Below are 17,890 nucleotides of genomic sequence, written 5' to 3'. Positions count from 1 at the left end.
TGCAGGCGTGGAACAAGAATCCAACGACCGCAAACCGGTCGGCTGGCCGTCCCGCCTGAACAAGGCACGACTGCACTTCGTCACCGGCAAGGGCGGCACCGGCAAGTCGACGATCGCGGCGGCGCTGGCACTGGCGCTGGCCGCCGGGGGCCGCAAGGTACTGCTGGTCGAGGTCGAAGGACGCCAAGGCATCGCCCAACTCTTCGACGTGCCCCCGCTTCCCTACAAGGAAGTCAAGATCGCCACCGCCGACGGTGGCGGGCAGGTCAACGCGCTGGCCATCGACACCGAGGCGGCGTTCCTGGAATACCTCGACATGTTCTACAACCTCGGCATCGCCGGCCGCGCGATGCGCCGCATCGGTGCGGTCGAGTTCGCCACCACGATCGCCCCGGGCCTCCGCGATGTGCTGCTCACCGGCAAGATCAAGGAGATCGTGGTGCGCAGAGAAAAACAAGCCAAGCCGGGCCAAATGGTCTACGACGCGATCGTGGTCGATGCTCCCCCGACGGGACGCATCTCACGTTTTCTCGATGTCACCAAGGCGGTGTCCGAATTGGCCAAGGGCGGTCCGGTGCACTCGCAGGCCGACGGCGTGGTCAAGATCCTGCATTCGGATCTGACCGCCATCCACCTGGTGACCCTGCTGGAGGCGCTGCCCGTGCAGGAGACCATCGAGGCGATCAGCGAACTGCGCGAACTCGATCTGCCCATCGGCAGCGTGATCGTCAACCGCAATATCCCCTCATACCTGTCCGCCGCGGACCTCACCAAGGCCGCCGAGGGCGACATCGACGCCGATGCCGTCGGCGCCGGACTCGATGCTGCCGGGATCACGTTGTCGGACAGTGATTTCGCCGGACTGCTCACCGAGTCCATCCAGCATGCCACCCGGATCGCCGCACGCGCCGAGAGCGCGGAACTGCTCGAAGATCTCGACGTGGCCAGGCTGGAACTTCCCGCCATCGCCGACGGCGTCGACCTCGGCAGCCTGTACGAACTCGCCGAAGCACTTGCCGCCCAAGGAGTGAGGTAACCCGTGAGTACGACTCCGCCGGCCCTGGACCTGGGTGCCATCCTTGCCGATACCGCCAACCGGGTCGTCGTGTGCTGCGGCGCCGGCGGCGTCGGTAAGACGACGACCGCCGCCGCGATGGCGCTGCGGGCCGCCGAAGGTGGCCGCACGGTGGTCGTTCTGACCATCGACCCGGCCAAGCGACTGGCGCAGGCACTGGGCATCGAGAGCCTGGGCAACAACCCGCAGCGGGTGCCGCTGGCTCCGGAGGTGACCGGCGAACTACACGCCATGATGCTCGATATGCGCCGCACCTTCGATGAGATGGTGCTGCAGTACTCATCGGATTCCGAACGCGCAGAAGCAATTCTGGAGAACCAGTTCTACCAGACGGTGGCCACCTCGCTGGCGGGCACGCAGGAGTACATGGCGATGGAGAAGCTCGGCCAGTTGCTGGCCGAGGACAAGTGGGACCTGATCGTGGTGGACACCCCGCCGTCGCGCAACGCGCTGGACTTCCTGGACGCGCCCAAACGGCTCGGCAGCTTCATGGACAGCCGGCTGTGGCGACTGCTGCTGGCCCCGGGCCGCGGGATCGGCAAGCTCGTCACCGGCGCCGTCGGACTGGCGATGAAGGCGCTGTCAACGGTGCTCGGATCCCAGATGTTGGCTGACGCAGCAGGTTTCGTGCAGGCGCTGGACGCCACCTTTGACGGGTTCCGGCAGAAGGCGGACAAGACCTACGAGCTGCTCAAGCGCCGCGGCACCCAGTTCGTGGTGGTGTCGGCGGCCGAACCGGATGCGCTGCGCGAGGCTTCGTTCTTCGTCGACCGCTTGTCTCAGGAGAAGATGCCGCTGGCCGGCCTGATTCTCAACCGCACCCACCCGACGCTGACCAGCCTGGCCGGCGAGAAGGCCGCCGAGGCCGCCGATCAGCTCGATGCCGAGCAGGGTGCGGGCGGGTTGACCGCTGCGGTGCTGCGGGTGCACGCCGCGCGGGCGGCCACCGCCAAGCGCGAGGTGCGACTGCTGTCCCGGTTCACCGGCGCCAACCCGCATGTCGCGATCGTCGGGGTGCCGTCACTTCCATTCGACGTATCGGATCTGGAAGCGCTGCGCGCCATCGGCGATCAGCTCACGGGCGCCGCGGCGAGCTAGACCGCGCTGCGGTGCTTGCGCTGGGCGGCGAAGAATTCTGCCCAGGACACGACCTCGGGGTGCTGCTTGAGCAGGGCGCGGCGCTGGCGCTCGGTCATGCCGCCCCAGACACCGAACTCCACCTTGTTGTCCAGGGCGTCGGCACCGCATTCGGCGATGACGGGGCAATGCCGGCAGATGACTGCCGCCTTGCGCTGGGCGGCTCCGCGTACGAAAAGCTCATCGGGGTCTGCCTGCCGGCAGCGCGCCTGCGAAACCCACGCGATCCTTGCCTCGGCCTCAGCCCCGGGGGCGGCAGCGTGGAGTTGGGGGCTAACGCCAATCTTGTGCGTGGCAGATGATGTGACTGACACCAGCGATCCCTTCGTCCGGACTACATAACACGTAGATGTAATCTGCGCCACATTGCGTCCAGAGTGTTACCTGAATCGCATTGTGTGTCCAAGCTAGGTGGTCAGTGGCCTTTTACGCAACAGTCAGATCACGCTTTTTTGGGACGACCGTGCCGTCAGGGCCCCGAAAGCGGCATTCGCCCGGCTCGCGGGCCCCGATTGGACCCGCTGGCTACTCTGTAACTCATGCCTGAGCAGCCCCCGACACGTCCGCCGGTAGCGGTGACGGTCATCAAACTGATGTGGTGCTGTCTGCTGGCCGCCGTCATCGCCGCCGGATTGATGTTCCCGGTCGTCGGCGGGATAGGCCTGATGTCCAATCGGGCCTCTGATGTGGTCGCCAATGGATCGGCGCAATTGGTCGAGGGCGACATCCCGGCGGTGTCGACGATGACCGACGCCCGCGGCAACCCAATCGCCTGGCTGTACACGCAGCGCCGCTTCGAGGTGCCCACCGATCAGATCGCCAACGCCATGAAGCTGGCCATCGTCTCGATCGAGGACAAGCGGTTCGCCGAGCACAACGGTGTGGACTGGCAGGGCACGCTGACCGGCCTGTCCGGTTATCTCTCCGGCAACCTGGACACCCGTGGCGGCTCCACCATCGAGCAGCAGTACGTGAAGAACTATCAACTGCTGGTGGTCGCCCAGACCGACGCCGAGAAGCGCGCGGCCGTCGAGACCACCCCCGCCCGCAAGCTGCGCGAGATCCGGATGGCGCTGACGCTGGACAAGACGCTCACCAAACCGGAGATCCTGACCCGATACCTGAACCTGGTGTCCTTCGGTAACGGCGCCTTCGGTATCCAGGACGCCGCCCAGACCTACTTCGGGGTCAACGCCTCCGAGCTGAACTGGCAGCAGGCCGCGCTGCTGGCCGGCATGGTTCAGTCGACCAGCGTGCTGAACCCCTACACCAACCCCGAGGGTGCATTGGCCCGGCGGAACCTGGTGCTGGACACCATGATCGAGAACGTGCCGCAGGAAGCCGAGGCGCTGCGCGCGGCCAAGCTGGAACCACTCGGCGTGCTGCCGACGCCCAACGAGTTGCCGCGCGGATGCATCGCGGCCGGGGACCGCGCCTTCTTCTGCGACTACGCGCTGGACTACCTGGCAAGGGCCGGTATCAGCAAGGAGCAGATATCCAAGGGCGGATATCTGATCAAGACGACGCTGGATCCCGATGTACAGGCCAACATCAAATCGGCCGTCAACCAGTACGCCCCGTCGGATATCACCGGCGTCGCCAGTGTGATGAGCGTCGTCAGGCCGGGCAAAGAGGCCCACCCGGTGGTGGCGATGGCCAGTAACCGCACCTACGGCCTGAACACCGACGCCGGCGAGACCATGCAGCCGCAGCCCTTCTCGCTGGCCGGAAACGGTGCGGGTTCGGTGTTCAAGATCTTCACCGTCGCCGCCGGCATGGAGATGGGCATGGGCATCGACACCCAGCTTCCGGTGCCGCCGGCATTCCAGGCCAAGGGACTGGGCAGCAGCAGTTCGCCCGGTTGCCCGCCGGCCACCTGGTGCGTACGCAACGCCGGTGGCTACAGCGGCTCGATGAACATCACCGATGCGCTGGCCACCTCGCCGAACACTGCCTTTGCGAAGCTGATCTCCCAGGTGGGCGTGCAGCGGGCCGTCGACATGTCGGTGCGGCTGGGCCTGCGGTCCTACGCGCTGCCCGGTACCGCCCGCGACTACGACCCGGACAGCAACGAGAGCCTCGCCGATTTCGTGAAACGGCAGAACCTCGGCTCGTTCACCCTGGGCCCCATCGAGGTCAACGGGCTCGAGCTGTCCAACGTCGCCGCCACGATCGCCTCGGGTGGCACCTGGTGCCCGCCGAATCCGATCGACAAGGTCTTCGACCGCAACGGCACCGAGGTCGCGGTGACCACCGAGACCTGCGAGCAGGTCGTGCCCGAGGGCCTGGCCAATACCCTGGCCAATGCGCTGAGCAAGGACGACACCGGCGCGGGTACCGCCGCCGCGGCGGCGGGATCGGTGGGCTGGAACCTGCCGATGTCCGGCAAGACCGGCACCACCGAATCGAACCGCTCCTCGGCCTTCCTGGGTTTCACCAGTGAGTTCGCCGCCGCCAACTACATCTACGACGACTCCACCACCCCCAGCGAGCTGTGCTCGTTCCCGTTGCGTCAGTGCGGTTCGGGAAACCTGTTCGGCGGCAACGAGCCGGCCCGGACCTGGTTCGCGGCGATGAAGCCGATCACCCCGGACACCGTGGTGCTGCCGCCGACCGATCCCCGCTACGTCGAGGGTGGGCCGGGTTCCCGGGTGCCCAGCGTGGGCGGGATGAACCTCGATCTGGCCCGCCAGCGGCTCCGTGAGGCCGGTTTCCAGGTCGCCGCCGACCCGCAGCCGGTCAACAGCACCTCACCGGCCGGTTACGTGGTGGGGACATCGCCGTCCGGGCAGACCATCCCCGGCTCGATCATCACGATCCAGACCAGCAACGGCATCGCGCCGCCCCCACCGCCGCCACCGGCGGGCATCCCCGGCTTGCCACCGCCGGTCGGCGAAACGGTGATCCAGATTCCCGGTCTGCCGCCGATCACGGTGCCGGTGCTGGGGCCACCACCTCCCCCGCCACCCCCTCCCGCACCATGATCGAGCAGTAAGCTGCTCACATGTCGCACCTGAAGAACACTGCCGCGATCGCCGCCGGCACCCTGGCCGCAGGCATCGGCTATGCGTCGTTGATCGAGCGCAACGCGTTCGCACTTCGGGAACTGACGATGCCGGTGCTGACACCGGGATCGACGCCATTGCGGGTGCTGCACCTGTCCGACCTGCACATGCTGCCGCGTCAGCGGCGCAAGCAGGCCTGGCTGCGGGAGCTGGCTTCGCTGCAGCCGGATTTCGTGGTGAACACCGGGGACAACCTGTCGCATCAGAAGGCGGTGCCCGCCGTCGTGCAGGCGCTCGGCGATCTGTTGTCGGTGCCCGGGGTGTTCGTGTTCGGCAGCAACGACTATTTCGCGCCGAGGCCCAAGAACCCGACGAACTACCTGTTCAACAAGAAGCGCCGGATCCACGGTGACCCGCTGCCCTGGCAGGACCTGCGGGCGGCCTTCACCGAGCGGGGCTGGCTGGACATGACGCACACCCGCCGCGAGTTCGATGTCGCCGGGCTGCGGATCGCCGCGGCCGGGGTGGACGACCCGCACCTCAAGCGGGACCGCTACGAGACCATCGCCGGAGCCCCCAGCCCGACCGCGAACCTGTCCCTGGGCGTCACCCACTCCCCCGAGCCGTGGGTACTCGACCGGTTCGCCGCGGACGGCTATCAGCTGGTGATGGCCGGGCACACGCACGGCGGTCAGCTGTGCCTGCCGTTCTACGGTGCCGTCGCGACCAACTGCGAACTGGACCGCAGCCGCGCCAAGGGCCCGTCGCAGTGGGGCGCGGATATGAAACTGCATGTGTCCGCGGGCATCGGTACCTCCCCGTACGCACCGGTGCGGTTCTGCTGCCGGCCGGAGGCCACGCTGCTGACCTTGGTGGCCACGCCCACCAAGAGCTCGCTGCTGGGTACCCGTGCCGGACAAGCACATCCGACCGTATCGGCACGGTGAGCGTCGAGGGCGATATCGCCTGTAGTGGGCCTCGGGACTGGGTGGACAATGCCGTCCGGTTGATCGAGGCCGACGCACGCCGCAGCGCGGACACCCACCTGTTGCGCTATCCGCTGCCGCCGTGGGCCGACGAGTTCGACGTTCAGCTGTATCTCAAGGACGAGACGACGCACATCACCGGCAGCCTCAAGCACCGGTTGGCGCGCTCACTGTTCCTCTACGCGCTGTGCAACGGCTGGATCGGCGAGGGCACCACCGTCATCGAGGCCTCGTCGGGTTCCACCGCGGTATCCGAGGCGTATTTCGCCGCGCTCCTGGGCGTGCCGTTCATCGCGGTGATGCCGTCCTCCACCAGCGCGTCGAAGATCGCCCTCATCGAATCCCAAGGTGGGCGTTGCCATTTCGTCGCGACATCGGCCCAGGTCTACGCGGAGGCCGAACGGCTGGCAGAGCAGACCGGTGGGCACTACCTGGATCAGTTCACCAACGCCGAACGTGCCACCGACTGGCGCGGCAACAACAACATCGCCGAATCGATCTTTGACCAGATGTGCCAGGAGACGCACCCCGTGCCGGACTGGATCGTGGTGGGCGCCGGGACGGGAGGCACCAGTGCCACCATCGGCCGCTATCTGCGCTACCGCCGCCACCGGACCCGGTTGTGCGTCGTCGATCCCGAGAACTCGGCCTTCTACCCGTCCTACGCGCAACGCGATCCGGCGTTCGCGACCGGGGCGTCCTCACGCATCGAGGGAATCGGCCGGCCGCGGGTCGAGCCGTCATTTTTACCGGGCGTGGTGGACCGGATGATGACGGTGCCCGATGCGGCGTCGGTGGCCGCCGCGCATCACGTGGGCCGGGTACTGGGACGCCGGGTGGGCCCGTCGACGGGCACCAACATCTGGGGTGCTTTCCGGCTGCTGGCCGAGATGATCTCTCAGCAACGCAGCGGCTCGGTGGTGACCCTGCTGGCCGACAGCGGCGACCGTTACGCGAATACCTACTTCGACAGTGAGTGGCTGGCCAGCCACGGGTTGAACCCCTCGGAACCGGCCTCGGCGCTGGCCCAGTTCGAATCCTCGGGCCGCTGGGCCTGATCCTCTCGCCGGCCGCTCAGGTACAGCCAGAGCGCAGCCAGGACGAAGAACCCGATGTAGATCGACGCTCCCAACCCGGTCATATCTGCCTCACTTCATGTCATGGGCCGCCCCCGACGGCGTCCTTGATGTCTATAACAACACCGGGGTCCGACATCCTTCCCGGAAGGCGATAGCCGTTTGGCTTTCCGGCCACCCGGTGCGATACGCTGTCGTGGCTTCACGCGGGGTGTGGCGCAGCTTGGTAGCGTGCTTCGTTCGGGACGAAGAGGTCGTGGGTTCGAATCCCGCCACCCCGACTCGTGTGATCGCAGGTAGAGGCCCTGACCGGGAATTCCGGTCGGGGCCTTCTTACTTCCCAGTCCGCAGCTGGTCCGCAGTGGCTGCCAGAGACCGCATTCGCGCGGCATCTAGTGCAACCGAAACTTGCTCCAGGTCGTCGGGGAACAGGTCGGCATACGTATCCAGGGTCAAGACCGCAGAAGCGTGTCCCAGCATCGTCTGAACAGCCTTGACGTTGGCCCCGGCGCTGATCGACAAGGACGCTGCCGTATGACGAAGGTCGTGAGGCGTGACGGTGGGATACGCCGGGTCTGCTTCCTGAAGCCGTTGGACAGCCATGTTGAACACCCGCGGCCGCCACGTCGACACTCGCAACAATGCTCCGCCGGGTGACGTGAACACCAAATCGTCTCGTCGCTTGCCGATCATGATCGCGGCCAGCGGATCAGCAAGGAACGCAGGGAAGGGCACCGAGCGACGCTCGTGGGATTTGGGTGACGACCACACCACACGTCCCTTGACCTCGGCGACCGCCTCACGGATATTTACCCTCCGGCGGAGCATGTCGAAGGACTCCACCCGTAGCGCTGCCATCTCGCCCCAGCGCAGCCCGGTGTAGGCCAGGAATCGAACAACAACGGCGTACTCGCCGACCTCGCGGGCCAGAAGCTCCACCTGCTGGTGTGTCAGGTAGCCCCGCGCTCGGTGCTGTCGTCGCGGCGACTTCACTCCTGTGCACGGATTGCGGGGGATCCGTCGATCGTCGACGGCCATCTCCAAGATCTGCCTCAGGACGCTGAGCGCGTTCTCGATGGTGGCCGGTTTGGCTCCGCCCGCCGCCAATTGCTGCACCCACGCCCTGATATCCGACGATTGCACGTCGGCTACAGCGACCGCGGCCCACCGGCCTTCGACGTAGCCCGACCAGGCGAATGCGCGTGTCGCAACCGTCGTCTCCTTCAAATGACCCTGTGTGCCAAGCCATTTCCCATGCAGCTCACGGACGGTGATGCGCCCGGCTTTCGGCGCGACATAGGTGCCGATCGTCTGAGCGGCCGTGATCTCATTGAGAAAGGCCTGAGCGTCCACCTTGCGGTCGAACGAACGCGTGTTCTCCCCGCCTTGGTCGTCGACGTAACGGGCCAACCAGCGGCGGCCCATACCGCTACGTGCGGTGGGGCTCCCGTCTGATCGACGCCACCGGTCCTCGACACCAGCCCGACGGTTTCGTCGCTGCAAGTCGACCACCTCCTCTACCGCCAGTTTCACACCGACCACCGACAGCCGACGAAAGCGTTCGGCTGGAGTCAATTTGTAGGCGAAGTTGAGGGTACTGGTGGACAAATGCAGGGCGCCACCACCACCGTTGGATTCGTTGACAGAACCCACCATTGAGGAGCAGCTACATGGATCTACTGAGCGCCAAACAGGTTTCGGACATCATCGGCGTCCCCGTTGGAACTCTCCGCTACTGGCGCCACTGCGATATCGGGCCGGCCAGTTTCACCTTGGGCCGCCGGGTCGTGTACCGGCGCGACGAGGTACTGCGATGGATCGCGGAACAAGAAACCGCGACCCGGCGGGGAGGCGGAGACGCCGCGTGAACCGCGCCCACGAAAAAGACCCCGGGGCCTAGCCGAGGTCTTTGTTCGAACCACCTGATCATCCGACACGGAAGTTCCACATGAGAATAGCTCGTCAACGCAGCCTGCATAAGCACGGTGTGCAGGAAATCCTATGAGCGACAACACCGAGACGGACAAGAAGTCGGTGGCCGCGCGCTTGGTCGGCATGGCACAGGAACGCTACCTGCTCGGACTCTCCGATGAGGGTGAGCCGTTCGGAGCTGACCGCGATCGCCCGCACTTGGTCATGCTCCTCCGCGCCGGCAAGGCCGGTCTACGCGCCGACCTAGCCACACGGTACTTCGCCGAGACCGGCGCGGTCGCCGGCGGCCAGGCCCTGACTGACGCCACGCTGATCCTTGAAGGATTGGCTGCCACGAAGCCGCCCGAACGCCTGAACCTCCGCGTCGCTGACGATGACGGCACGATCTACATCGATACCGGACTACCCAACGGCCAGGTGATTCGTATCCGACAGGGCCGGTGGACGCTGACCGAGCGGGCACCTGTGCGCTTTCTAGGCACCAAGTTGACCGGAGCGATGCCGCTGCCGGCTCAGGGCGGGGATATCGAGAAGCTCTGGGATTTCGTCAACGTCGACTTCGAAGACCGACCGGTCCTCCTCGCTGCCCTCATTGCCGCTCTTGTCCAGACCGACGTCCCACACCCGATCTTGGCGCTGTTCGCCGAGCAGGGCAGCGCCAAGAGCACAACCACCCGCATGCTGGTCGATCTCATCGACCCGTCACCGGTTCCCCTACGGCAGGCACCGCGTGATTCCGATTCGTGGGTCACTGCGGCGTCCGGGTCGTGGGTTGTTGCCTTGGACAATCTGTCGACGATTCCGCCCTGGTTGTCGGATTCCCTGTGCCGTGCCGCCACAGGCGACGGCAACGTCAAACGGGCGTTGTACACGGACTCCGATCTCGCGGTGATCAAATTCCGGCGGTGCGTCATCATCAACGGCATCGACGTCGGCGCAGTGCGACCCGACCTCGCGGAGCGACTGGCGACAGTCGACCTGCGACGCATTGATCGCCACATGCGACAACCGGAAGCCACGATGCGACAACAGTGGCGCACGGCTCTACCAGGCATTTTGGGCGGGCTTCTTGATCTGGCCGCCGTGGTTCATCAACGGCTGGAAACCATTTCGGTCGACGTGTCGCCACGGATGGCGGACTTCAGTCGCACGCTGGCGGCCGTTGACGAGATTCTGTCGACCCATGGCTTCCGGCGTTACTTGTCACGCGCCAGTCAACTCTCCGAGGACAGCCTGTCCGCCGACCCGTTCATCGAACAGCTAAGGCTGCACATCCGGGAACCGCTCATCGGAAAGTCCGGCGGCGACCTGCTGGCGACAGTCACGCCGACCGGCGACACCTGGCGCAGACCAAAGGAGTGGCCTCGGAACGGCCGGGATGTCACAGCCGTCCTGCGACGGCACGCACCTGCGCTCCGGAGTCTGGGTTGGGCGATCGAAGACGATGGCGCTCGAAATCATCGGAACGTGCTGCTGTGGACCATCTATCCGCCCTACAAAGATGTGTCGGCCAAACAACCCTCGCAATCCTCGCGTCCCTCGCGCATTTCGGCTCCGCGTGAGCTGTCGTCCTTTGTTCAAGATCTGCCGGCGCCCCACCAGACCATCCCGAACAAGCATTCGGGCGACAATCTCGACGTCGAGGCCTCATGACCGCGCTCGTCGTCACGGCTGCGCCGGACCTTTCGGGCACAATCAGCACCACGTCCCTCTACGTGAGGAGTTGGTGTCCGTGAGCGCGCAATTCGAGGCGATCGCCCAGGCGGTCATCCACGACTGGCCTGACTACGGGTGGTCCGGCCGATTGGAGGCGGCCATCAAGCAGCTGTATCTGTCAGAACTTACTTATCCGGCAACATGGTCCAGCGACCGTTGCGCGGAGTTCGCAGAGAGCCACGCCGGCGACGACGCGCTCCTTCTCACCAGCTCACTGGACGACCTCATCGATACCGTCACAGATTGCTATGTGCGCGATCACGGAGTTCTCCCCCATCGTGACGATTCAGCTCTATTACTTACAGCGGCGCGTCGGGACGTGCTCGACGAGCTGGAGCTCCGGTTCGCGGCTGACCTACCTGCCGAGATCGCCGCGTTGACAGCCCACGGTGTTGGAAGGGCAAATGGCTCTCTGACGGCGTGCGGGCCGGCCCAACGGCGGCAGAGCAGCACACTGCGCCTAAGCCGTCCTTAGGTAGGTTCCGTTTTGCGGCGGCACCATCCGCTTCGAAATGGCCTTTCGCACTCCCGTGTCGACAGACGAGATGCGATCGAGCGGCGCATAGATCCCTTGAAGCCGCGTTCGCTATTTCCGGACCGGGGGCGCTGCCTCTCCTGGTTGCGTCCAGCAGAGTGGTGTACGAGTCGGACCTGATCGGCGGTACCGGCGTGTCGTAGCCGAATGATTGAAGGTCATCGCGTGATTCTTCGAGAGACCGACCAAAGTCACTCGAGCAAAGAAGGAACACACGCGATGACCACTGCCCACAATATCGACCTGCCCACCGTGCTTGCCGAACGACTCACCACCACCCACCCCGACGTGCTGCGTGAGCTGCTGGCCACGTTCATCCATACGCTGATGGGCGCGGAAGCCGACGCGCTGTGCGGCGCCGGATACGGTGAACGCAGTACCGAACGGACGAACTCCCGCAACGGGTACCGGCACCGCCAATTCGACACCCGCACAGGTTCATTGGATCTCGCAATTCCCAAGCTGCGCCACGGTTCCTACTTCCCGGAGTGGCTACTGGAACGCCGCAAACGCGCCGAGCGGGCCCTGACCACCGTGGTGGCCACCTGCTACCTGCTCGGAGTCTCCACCCGGCGGATGGACAAGCTCGTCGAAACCCTGGGCATCACCAGTCTGTCGAAGTCGCAGGTGTCGGTGATGGCCAAGGAACTCGACACCGCAGTCGAGGCGTTCCGCAGCCGCCCGCTGGACGCCGGCCCGTACACGTTCGTCGCCGCCGATGCGCTGGTGCTCAAGGTGCGCGAGCAGGGACGTGTGGTCAACGTGCACGCGCTGATCGCCGTCGGGGTCAACGCCGAGGGCTACCGCGAGATCCTGGGCATCGACGTCAGCACCGCCGAGGACGGGGCGGGCTGGCTGACGTTCTGGCGGTCGTTGACCGCCCGCGGCCTGTCCGGGGTCAAGCTCATCACCTCCGACGCGCACGCCGGGCTGGTGGCTGCGATCGGGGCGACTCTGCCCGGAGCTGCCTGGCAGCGCTGCCGGACCCACTACACGACCAATCTGATGGCGATCACCCCGAAGTCGTCGTGGCCATGGGTACGCACCCTGCTGCATTCGGTGTTCGATCAGCCCGACGCGCAATCCGTTGCTGCACAATATGATCGCATCATCGATGCACTATCGGACAAGCTGCCCAAAGTCGCCGACCATCTGGAGAACGCCCGCGCGGACCTGCTCGCGTTCACCGCGTTTCCCAAACAGATCTGGCGCCAGATCTGGTCGAACAACCCCCAGGAACGACTCAACAAGGAGATCCGGCGACGCACCGACGTCGTCGGAATCTTCCCCGACCGAGGCGCCCTGATCCGCCTCGTCGGAGCGGTCCTGGCCGAACAGCACGACGAATGGGCCGAATCCCGGCGCTACCTCGGCCTCGACGTCCTGAGCAAATCCCGAGCCGACCAGAACTCACCAACCGAACAGGAGGACGTGCCGGCGGCACTGACCGCCTGAACCATCACCTCGAAGAATCACACGACAACGTCGTACACCACGTCCCTGGACTTGACCCCTCTCCTGCTCCTCATCTCTGACGATAGCGCCTACACTTGTCGGTAGGTGCATCTAAGGTGCATCTCTATGGACAGGACAGTATGACCATCGATCCACACACACTTCGCCCAGCTGAGGACGTTCCATTGGGGGGGCTGCCCTCGGCCGATCCGACCCTGCTCGGAAACGCTCCCCTCGAAGTCGCAGTGATCGAGATCCGGTATACCGCCCGTACCGACGAGATCACACCGGAGGTCGCCGCTGCTTTCCGGGACGACCTTGTGGAGAACACGGGGGTGGACTTCCCGAGCATTCAACCCACCGTCCAACAGCAGATGAGGATCGACTTCGGGGCCAACGGCGTTTCCCAGGTGGCAGCGGAGTCCAGTGGGTGGCAAATTGCTTCCGCGGACGGAGCACACGTCACGCTCATGCCCGACATCCTGATCATGCAGGTCAACCGCTACGAGCGATGGCGTACCAGCATGAAGGCTCCGCTAACCGTTCTGGTCGAATCTCTCGGACGGTTAGTCAAGCCATCGTTGGTGCACCGCATCGGTCTGCGGTACGTCGACCGCTTCCATGACAGTGGGTTCAACTCTGCAGAGGCTTGGCGTGGCCGGATCGACGACACCCTTCTGGGCCCTGTGCTTAACCCAGTGTTCGGCGGCAGTGTTCGAGGTGCTCAACAGCAGGTGGAGATCCGGCTTGATGATCATCACGGCGCGTTGCTGCGGCATGGACCAGTTCGCGATGATTCGGGCAAGTGCGTGCAGTATCTACTCGATACGGACGTGTTCCGCCACTCCTCATTCACGTTCGACGTGCGAGAGGTCGTCATCTCAGCGGAGCGGCTGAACCGCACTTCGTTGTCACTTTTTCAGGCGTCGGTTACCGATACCTACCTGAAAGAGCTTCGAGAAGGGAGCGCGAAATGACGATCATGGAGCAGCAGCCGACCGGCTCCCGCGTGCTCCGGTCACCTTCCTGGGCCCGAGCACAAAAGGGCCTGTACCCGGCCCCTTGCGAGGACGGACTCTGGTCCAGCACGTTCGTGGAGATGAGTTCATCGCCGGGGTTGCGGGATGTCGTCGCGCATTTCTCTGGAGCCCTCGACCCGTGCGGATGGGATCAGGTTCGCGTCGAAGTTTTCAAGAGTCTCGACGGGCAGATGAACCTTCCGGGCTCGGCGCTGTGGTTGACGATGCCGTATACATTCATCGATACGGTGCTGTCCGACGAGCAACAGATCGACGAGACGGTCGACGTTCTTGATGCCTTCGAACGAATCCGAGCCGAACTGGGCCTAACGCAGAAGGAGATGTTCAAGGCCACCGGCATCAACAAGCGCACGTTCCACTCGTGGGCGGCAAAGCCCCCGCCAGCCGGCCCGTGTAGCCAGCTTGGGTGGACTGTGGGAGTTGGCGGACGCCGTCGACGACCTCCGCAGCACACTGGACCAGCCGATGAACAGGTGGCTGCGTGCCGACAAGAAGCGAGCCTCCGCACTACTCGACGGCCGGTTCGACGACCTCGTTGACCTGGCTGTGGATCGGACGCCGTTCCCTCGGCGAGAGATCGGCACTTCGGTATACGAGGGGATCGCCGAACACGTCGAGACACCGATCATTCGAACCGGTGGTCCGGTGGTGACCGAGAACGTCGAGGACGGATTCGCCCGGTGACTATTGATCGACTCCTGCCGGAGCGATGGCCCCCGCACACGCTTCTCGCTCTGGAGCGGTGGCGGCAAGGGCATCTTCTCCCGATGGATCGCGGCGCATGGATCGTCCCAGCGTGGGTAGATGACCCTGTAACCGGAGAACCCGCTGCCGATGGAGCGTTGGGTGAGGTGCGTGCTCGGTCAGCACCATTGAGCGACAGCGGGTATGCCGCGGTGGTGTCACAGACCTGCGACATTGCGGGCGGTCCCGGGATGCGGCATCCGCTGGTGCAGGCATGCCCGGTACGCGACATCTCAGTCTTTTCGACGGAGAAGGTCCAGCAGATCAAAGACCATCAGCTCTCCGACTACGTCTGGCTAAGTGAGCCTCCGGTTCCTGGAGCGGTTTGGGCCGTGGACCTGCGCGCGATCGTTCCGGTCAGCAAGGGTTTGCTCGCTGCGCAGGAATCCGGTCGTGGGGTTCGCCTCGATTGAGGACGAGCTCATTCTCGGACAGCGCCTTGCCAGCAAACTTGGCCGGCCTGCTGTGCACGATGCGCTTGCCGGTCCGGTATTCGAAGCTCTGCGCAAACTCATTTCGAAGGCGAAGAAGTCGCAGGACTGGTGCGATGACGTCGAACAGCTTCGTTTGGAGATCGTCGAGGGGACCACACTGTATCCGAAGCGTGTGCGACTACTCGTGCTGACAGACGTCCGCTTCGGACCGTCGGAGAAGAAACCGCTTCGCGACGAATGGAAGTCCCATCGGAAGTCATTGAACGCCGCCGGGATTACTTGGGAACCAATCCATTTCCTCACGGTCGACAAATGCCCCGTGCGACTCTATCGCGCGTCGGTACCCATCGAAGCGCCGACTCTCGAGCGCGGACGGTTTGCATAGACCCACTCGGGGTGTCCGCCTCACCAATCGCACAGCTGATTTCGGACAGGGTGGCCCCACGTACCTATCGAAGCACGCCGCGGTCCGCTCCCGGCCGGATCGCGGAGTCAGAAGGCAGGTTACGAGCGACTGCGCTCACTGGCGACGGATCCGCCCTAGGGCGCTCGGCAACGCCGATGCCGATGTTGCGCAGGACGCACATCGATTGCCTGGCGGGTTATCTGCCACGTGACCCAGGTTACGCAGCGCGCATCACGCGGGCACAACGGGCGTTGACGACCAGATGATCGATACGGTTGCTGAGCCGTTCAGGCGCGATACGGATAAACAGCTTTGGCGAGATCACGCGCCGCCGTCAGAGTCGCTCGGTCGAGGTCCTTGTGCCGTGCCCGTTCCGTGAGCCTCGCTAGCAGCGTGCACAGCGCCCGCTCGTCCCGGGAGGCAATGTCTGCGGCGTCGAGCGCGCTGACAGGGACAGGAGCCGGTGAATCTTCAGGCGTCAGGGCGAGGTCGGTCGCGGAACCGGCCCTCGGCACCTCGACGACGCGGATCGGCGTTCCGTGGCGCTCGGCAGCCATGCGTGCAGCAGATGAGTCGCGCCGACACGTGTCCGAGCAGTAGAGCCGGCGGCGTCCGCGACGTGGCCTGTCTTCAGGATCCATCATCAACACATCGCATCGCACGCACCGCGGCCACTCCGTGTCCACACGAGCGTCGCGCCATGCATCAGCGCGCGCAGCCGGTTGCTTCTTAACGGTTTTCGCCGCCTTGCTGCGCAGCAGCGCGCGTATCTCTCTGACATCAACACCGACCAGCTCGGCGATAGCCGCCAACGTCGCGCCACGTTCCCGCATGTCCTTGATCGATGCACAGGCTTCCGCGTAATAGCGGCTGCGCCTGCGCTGCGCCTCCGCCTCCGCTTGCTGGCGAGACTGCGCGACGCGACGGGCCTGCCATTCGTCCACATCCTGCAGGCGTCCGATCAACGCCCGAACGGCGGTCGCGTCATCGGCGTTGGCACGGTCCTGCTGCGCTCGCACTTCGTTCGCTCGGCGTTGCGCCTCGACGGCGCGACGACGCGCCTCCAGTTTCGACACAGCAGTCATGTCGACAACCTGCGAAGCAACACGAGGTTTGGTCCACGACCACAGCCACATTCGTCTCAGTTCCGCGCGTCGCTCAGCGTCACTTCCGATGGCGCGCCCCGGCCGCTGTCGTCACTGCCGAGTAACCCGCCCCGCTTGCCACCAAGCCATCCCTGCCAGCCAGTTCCTCCAATTCCGACACACCTCTTGCACTCTGGGGCCAGCACGATCACTTTTCGTCGGACGATAAACACGCATCGATCCGCAATGCCATTGACGAAAGTGCTACGGGGTCTCAACGCGAGCAACCGCACTGCGAACGCTGAGGCGGTTCACGTCGCCTGGCCCGACATAGTCGTCGTGGGCATGCCTGCGATCTGCGTGCACGGCCCCTAGCGAGTGACGGCGAACATTTCGCCGGTGCCATCGCCGACGTGACTGGAGTGCAGAGGAAAGTTCGAAGACCAGCCAGACTGGGCGCAGTGAAACTCGTTGTGCTAGAGGGCTATGCGAGCGGTCGCCGTGCATGCAGACTGGCGGCCTTCACGCGCTTGGTCTCGCCATCGTCGCTCTTGCAGTGGGCGGCGAGAAAGCCATCGACGAGGTTCACGCAGTCGTCGTGAGTGATGGCGCGAATGCCGGTCATCCGGGCAAACGCCACTGGGCCGACCAGTTGGCACAGCGCCAGTTCTCGGTCGAAGTTCTCCAACTCGGCTTGCGCCGTCGGGCTAGAGAGTATGGCGTCGAACGGTTGCCGGTACTGCTCGACGACTCGGGCCCGCAACGCGCCGGATGTGTGTCGATCATCGGCTTCGTTCGTCGGGCCGGTGGGACCAAGGGACAGCCATGCCAGCGTCGTGACATGCAGTGGCGCGTCGTTGAAAAGAGCGGCTTGGCGGCTTAGCAATTCGATCAACTGGTCACGCAGAGGGCCGCTGGTCGGTACCGGAGTCGTCACCTGGGGAAGCAAGCGTTCGAACGTGGCTGCGAGCAGGTGCGACGAACTTTGGAAATGGCGGTAAAGCGTGGTTCTGGCCACTTTGGACGCTTTGGTGACGGCATCGATCGTGACGGCTTCCACGCCGCCAGTGCTCAGAAGGGTCGCGGCTGCATCCAGCAGTCGATTTCGAGACCGGATTCGCCGCGGGTCCACGTCATCGTCAGGGACCGGCGCTGGCTGACTGTCGCTCACTCATTCACCTCGGCGGTCGATTTCACGCGATGCTGTCCTGGCAGTCTAGCAGTGTGGTACTAACGGTATCGAAGCGAAACCGATAGTATTGGA

Annotated in this window: 17 protein-coding genes and 1 tRNA gene; 14 read left to right on the top strand and 4 right to left on the bottom strand. The window is 64.8% G+C overall.

What is annotated here, in order from left to right; translation table 11 throughout:
- Positions 1–7 precede the first annotated feature (7 nt).
- Positions 8–1,036: an ATPase BagA gene (gene bagA, locus EXE63_RS17995; protein WP_168143026.1), complete on the top strand. Its 1,029-nt coding sequence runs from the start codon at positions 8–10 to the stop codon at positions 1,034–1,036.
- 3 nt (positions 1,037–1,039) lie between these two features.
- Entirely contained in the window at positions 1,040–2,173 is a 1,134-nt protein-coding gene (gene bagB / locus EXE63_RS17990) for an ArsA family ATPase (RefSeq protein ID WP_168143025.1), read from the top strand.
- Here the strand turns inward: bagB and EXE63_RS17985 are convergent.
- On the bottom strand, positions 2,170–2,496 hold the full coding sequence (locus EXE63_RS17985) for a WhiB family transcriptional regulator (protein WP_168145641.1): 327 nt from the start codon (positions 2,494–2,496) through the stop codon (positions 2,170–2,172). The two genes, bagB and EXE63_RS17985, sit on opposite strands and share 4 nt — an antisense overlap.
- Before the next feature lie 255 nt (positions 2,497–2,751).
- Here EXE63_RS17985 and ponA2 point away from each other — a divergent pair, with 255 nt between their 5' ends.
- The 4 genes from ponA2 to EXE63_RS17965 all read left to right on the top strand — a co-directional run bounded on the left by ponA2 (position 2,752) and on the right by EXE63_RS17965 (position 7,560).
- Positions 2,752–5,196 carry a transglycosylase/D,D-transpeptidase PonA2 gene (ponA2, locus tag EXE63_RS17980; protein ID WP_168143024.1) on the top strand — a complete coding sequence of 815 codons (2,445 nt, stop codon included), beginning with the start codon at positions 2,752–2,754 and terminating at the stop codon, positions 5,194–5,196.
- 20 nt (positions 5,197–5,216) lie between these two features.
- Positions 5,217–6,164, top strand: a complete 948-nt coding sequence (locus EXE63_RS17975; protein WP_168143023.1) for a metallophosphoesterase — start codon at positions 5,217–5,219, stop codon at positions 6,162–6,164.
- Positions 6,161–7,261: an L-cysteine desulfhydrase Cds1 gene (gene cds1, locus EXE63_RS17970; protein ID WP_168143022.1), complete on the top strand. Its 1,101-nt coding sequence runs from the start codon at positions 6,161–6,163 to the stop codon at positions 7,259–7,261. The genes EXE63_RS17975 and cds1 overlap by 4 nt, the downstream gene beginning before the upstream one ends.
- Positions 7,262–7,486: 225 nt before the next feature.
- Positions 7,487–7,560, top strand: a tRNA-Pro gene (locus EXE63_RS17965).
- Between the two features lie 52 nt (positions 7,561–7,612).
- On the opposite strand, the gene EXE63_RS17960 is transcribed toward EXE63_RS17965, so the two are convergent.
- Entirely contained in the window at positions 7,613–8,935 is a 1,323-nt protein-coding gene (locus EXE63_RS17960) for a tyrosine-type recombinase/integrase (RefSeq protein WP_086361354.1), read from the bottom strand.
- Between the two features lie 14 nt (positions 8,936–8,949).
- Between EXE63_RS17960 and EXE63_RS17955 the strand changes: the two genes are divergently transcribed.
- From EXE63_RS17955 to EXE63_RS17920, 8 genes are all read left to right on the top strand, one after another.
- Positions 8,950–9,147, top strand: a complete 198-nt coding sequence (locus EXE63_RS17955; protein ID WP_043985064.1) for a helix-turn-helix transcriptional regulator — start codon at positions 8,950–8,952, stop codon at positions 9,145–9,147.
- A gap of 133 nt (positions 9,148–9,280) precedes the next feature.
- Entirely contained in the window at positions 9,281–10,864 is a 1,584-nt protein-coding gene (locus EXE63_RS17950) for an AICE element replication initiation protein (RefSeq protein ID WP_052537028.1), read from the top strand.
- A 79-nt stretch (positions 10,865–10,943) separates the two neighbouring features.
- The gene (locus EXE63_RS17945) at positions 10,944–11,402 is read left to right on the top strand and encodes a hypothetical protein (protein WP_052537029.1); all 459 of its coding nucleotides are present in this window, start codon (positions 10,944–10,946) and stop codon (positions 11,400–11,402) included.
- A 279-nt stretch (positions 11,403–11,681) separates the two neighbouring features.
- The gene (locus tag EXE63_RS17940; RefSeq protein WP_168143021.1) at positions 11,682–12,917 is read left to right on the top strand and encodes an IS256 family transposase; all 1,236 of its coding nucleotides are present in this window, start codon (positions 11,682–11,684) and stop codon (positions 12,915–12,917) included.
- 140 nt (positions 12,918–13,057) lie between these two features.
- Complete coding sequence (locus tag EXE63_RS17935; protein WP_070953156.1) at positions 13,058–13,894, top strand: TIGR04255 family protein; 837 nt, start codon at positions 13,058–13,060, stop codon at positions 13,892–13,894.
- A gap of 465 nt (positions 13,895–14,359) precedes the next feature.
- Positions 14,360–14,641: a hypothetical protein gene (locus tag EXE63_RS17930; RefSeq protein WP_168143020.1), complete on the top strand. Its 282-nt coding sequence runs from the start codon at positions 14,360–14,362 to the stop codon at positions 14,639–14,641.
- A 251-nt stretch (positions 14,642–14,892) separates the two neighbouring features.
- Positions 14,893–15,114, top strand: coding sequence for a hypothetical protein (locus tag EXE63_RS17925; protein WP_157997552.1), 222 nt, complete (start codon positions 14,893–14,895; stop codon positions 15,112–15,114).
- Complete coding sequence (locus tag EXE63_RS17920; RefSeq protein ID WP_052537033.1) at positions 15,095–15,520, top strand: hypothetical protein; 426 nt, start codon at positions 15,095–15,097, stop codon at positions 15,518–15,520. The genes EXE63_RS17925 and EXE63_RS17920 overlap by 20 nt, the downstream gene beginning before the upstream one ends.
- A 308-nt stretch (positions 15,521–15,828) precedes the next feature.
- Here the strand turns inward: EXE63_RS17920 and EXE63_RS17915 are convergent, their stop codons facing one another.
- Entirely contained in the window at positions 15,829–16,626 is a 798-nt protein-coding gene (locus EXE63_RS17915) for a hypothetical protein (protein WP_043985058.1), read from the bottom strand.
- Between the two features lie 484 nt (positions 16,627–17,110).
- Positions 17,111–17,797 carry a TetR/AcrR family transcriptional regulator gene (locus EXE63_RS17910; RefSeq protein ID WP_078281698.1) on the bottom strand — a complete coding sequence of 229 codons (687 nt, stop codon included), beginning with the start codon at positions 17,795–17,797 and terminating at the stop codon, positions 17,111–17,113.
- Positions 17,798–17,890: the final 93 nt, after the last annotated feature.

This window comes from Mycolicibacterium frederiksbergense, from assembly GCF_012223425.1.
GTDB classification, from domain to species: Bacteria; Actinomycetota; Actinomycetes; order Mycobacteriales; family Mycobacteriaceae; genus Mycobacterium; species Mycobacterium frederiksbergense.
This window is presented reverse-complemented; position numbering and strand designations above follow the sequence as displayed.

Bases quoted from the DNA above. Each gene is read 5' to 3' on its own strand.
- EXE63_RS17960 (WP_086361354.1), bottom strand. From the start codon at position 8,935: ATGGTGGGTTCTGTCAACGAATCCAACGGTGGTGGTGGCGCCCTGCAT.
- EXE63_RS17950 (WP_052537028.1), top strand. From the start codon at position 9,281: ATGAGCGACAACACCGAGACGGACAAGAAGTCGGTGGCCGCGCGCTTG.
- EXE63_RS17940 (WP_168143021.1), top strand. From the start codon at position 11,682: ATGACCACTGCCCACAATATCGACCTGCCCACCGTGCTTGCCGAACGA.
- EXE63_RS17915 (WP_043985058.1), bottom strand. From the start codon at position 16,626: ATGACTGCTGTGTCGAAACTGGAGGCGCGTCGTCGCGCCGTCGAGGCG.
- EXE63_RS17935 (WP_070953156.1), top strand. From the start codon at position 13,058: ATGACCATCGATCCACACACACTTCGCCCAGCTGAGGACGTTCCATTG.
- EXE63_RS17925 (WP_157997552.1), top strand. From the start codon at position 14,893: ATGCGGCATCCGCTGGTGCAGGCATGCCCGGTACGCGACATCTCAGTC.
- EXE63_RS17955 (WP_043985064.1), top strand. From the start codon at position 8,950: ATGGATCTACTGAGCGCCAAACAGGTTTCGGACATCATCGGCGTCCCC.
- ponA2 (WP_168143024.1), top strand. From the start codon at position 2,752: ATGCCTGAGCAGCCCCCGACACGTCCGCCGGTAGCGGTGACGGTCATC.
- EXE63_RS17975 (WP_168143023.1), top strand. From the start codon at position 5,217: ATGTCGCACCTGAAGAACACTGCCGCGATCGCCGCCGGCACCCTGGCC.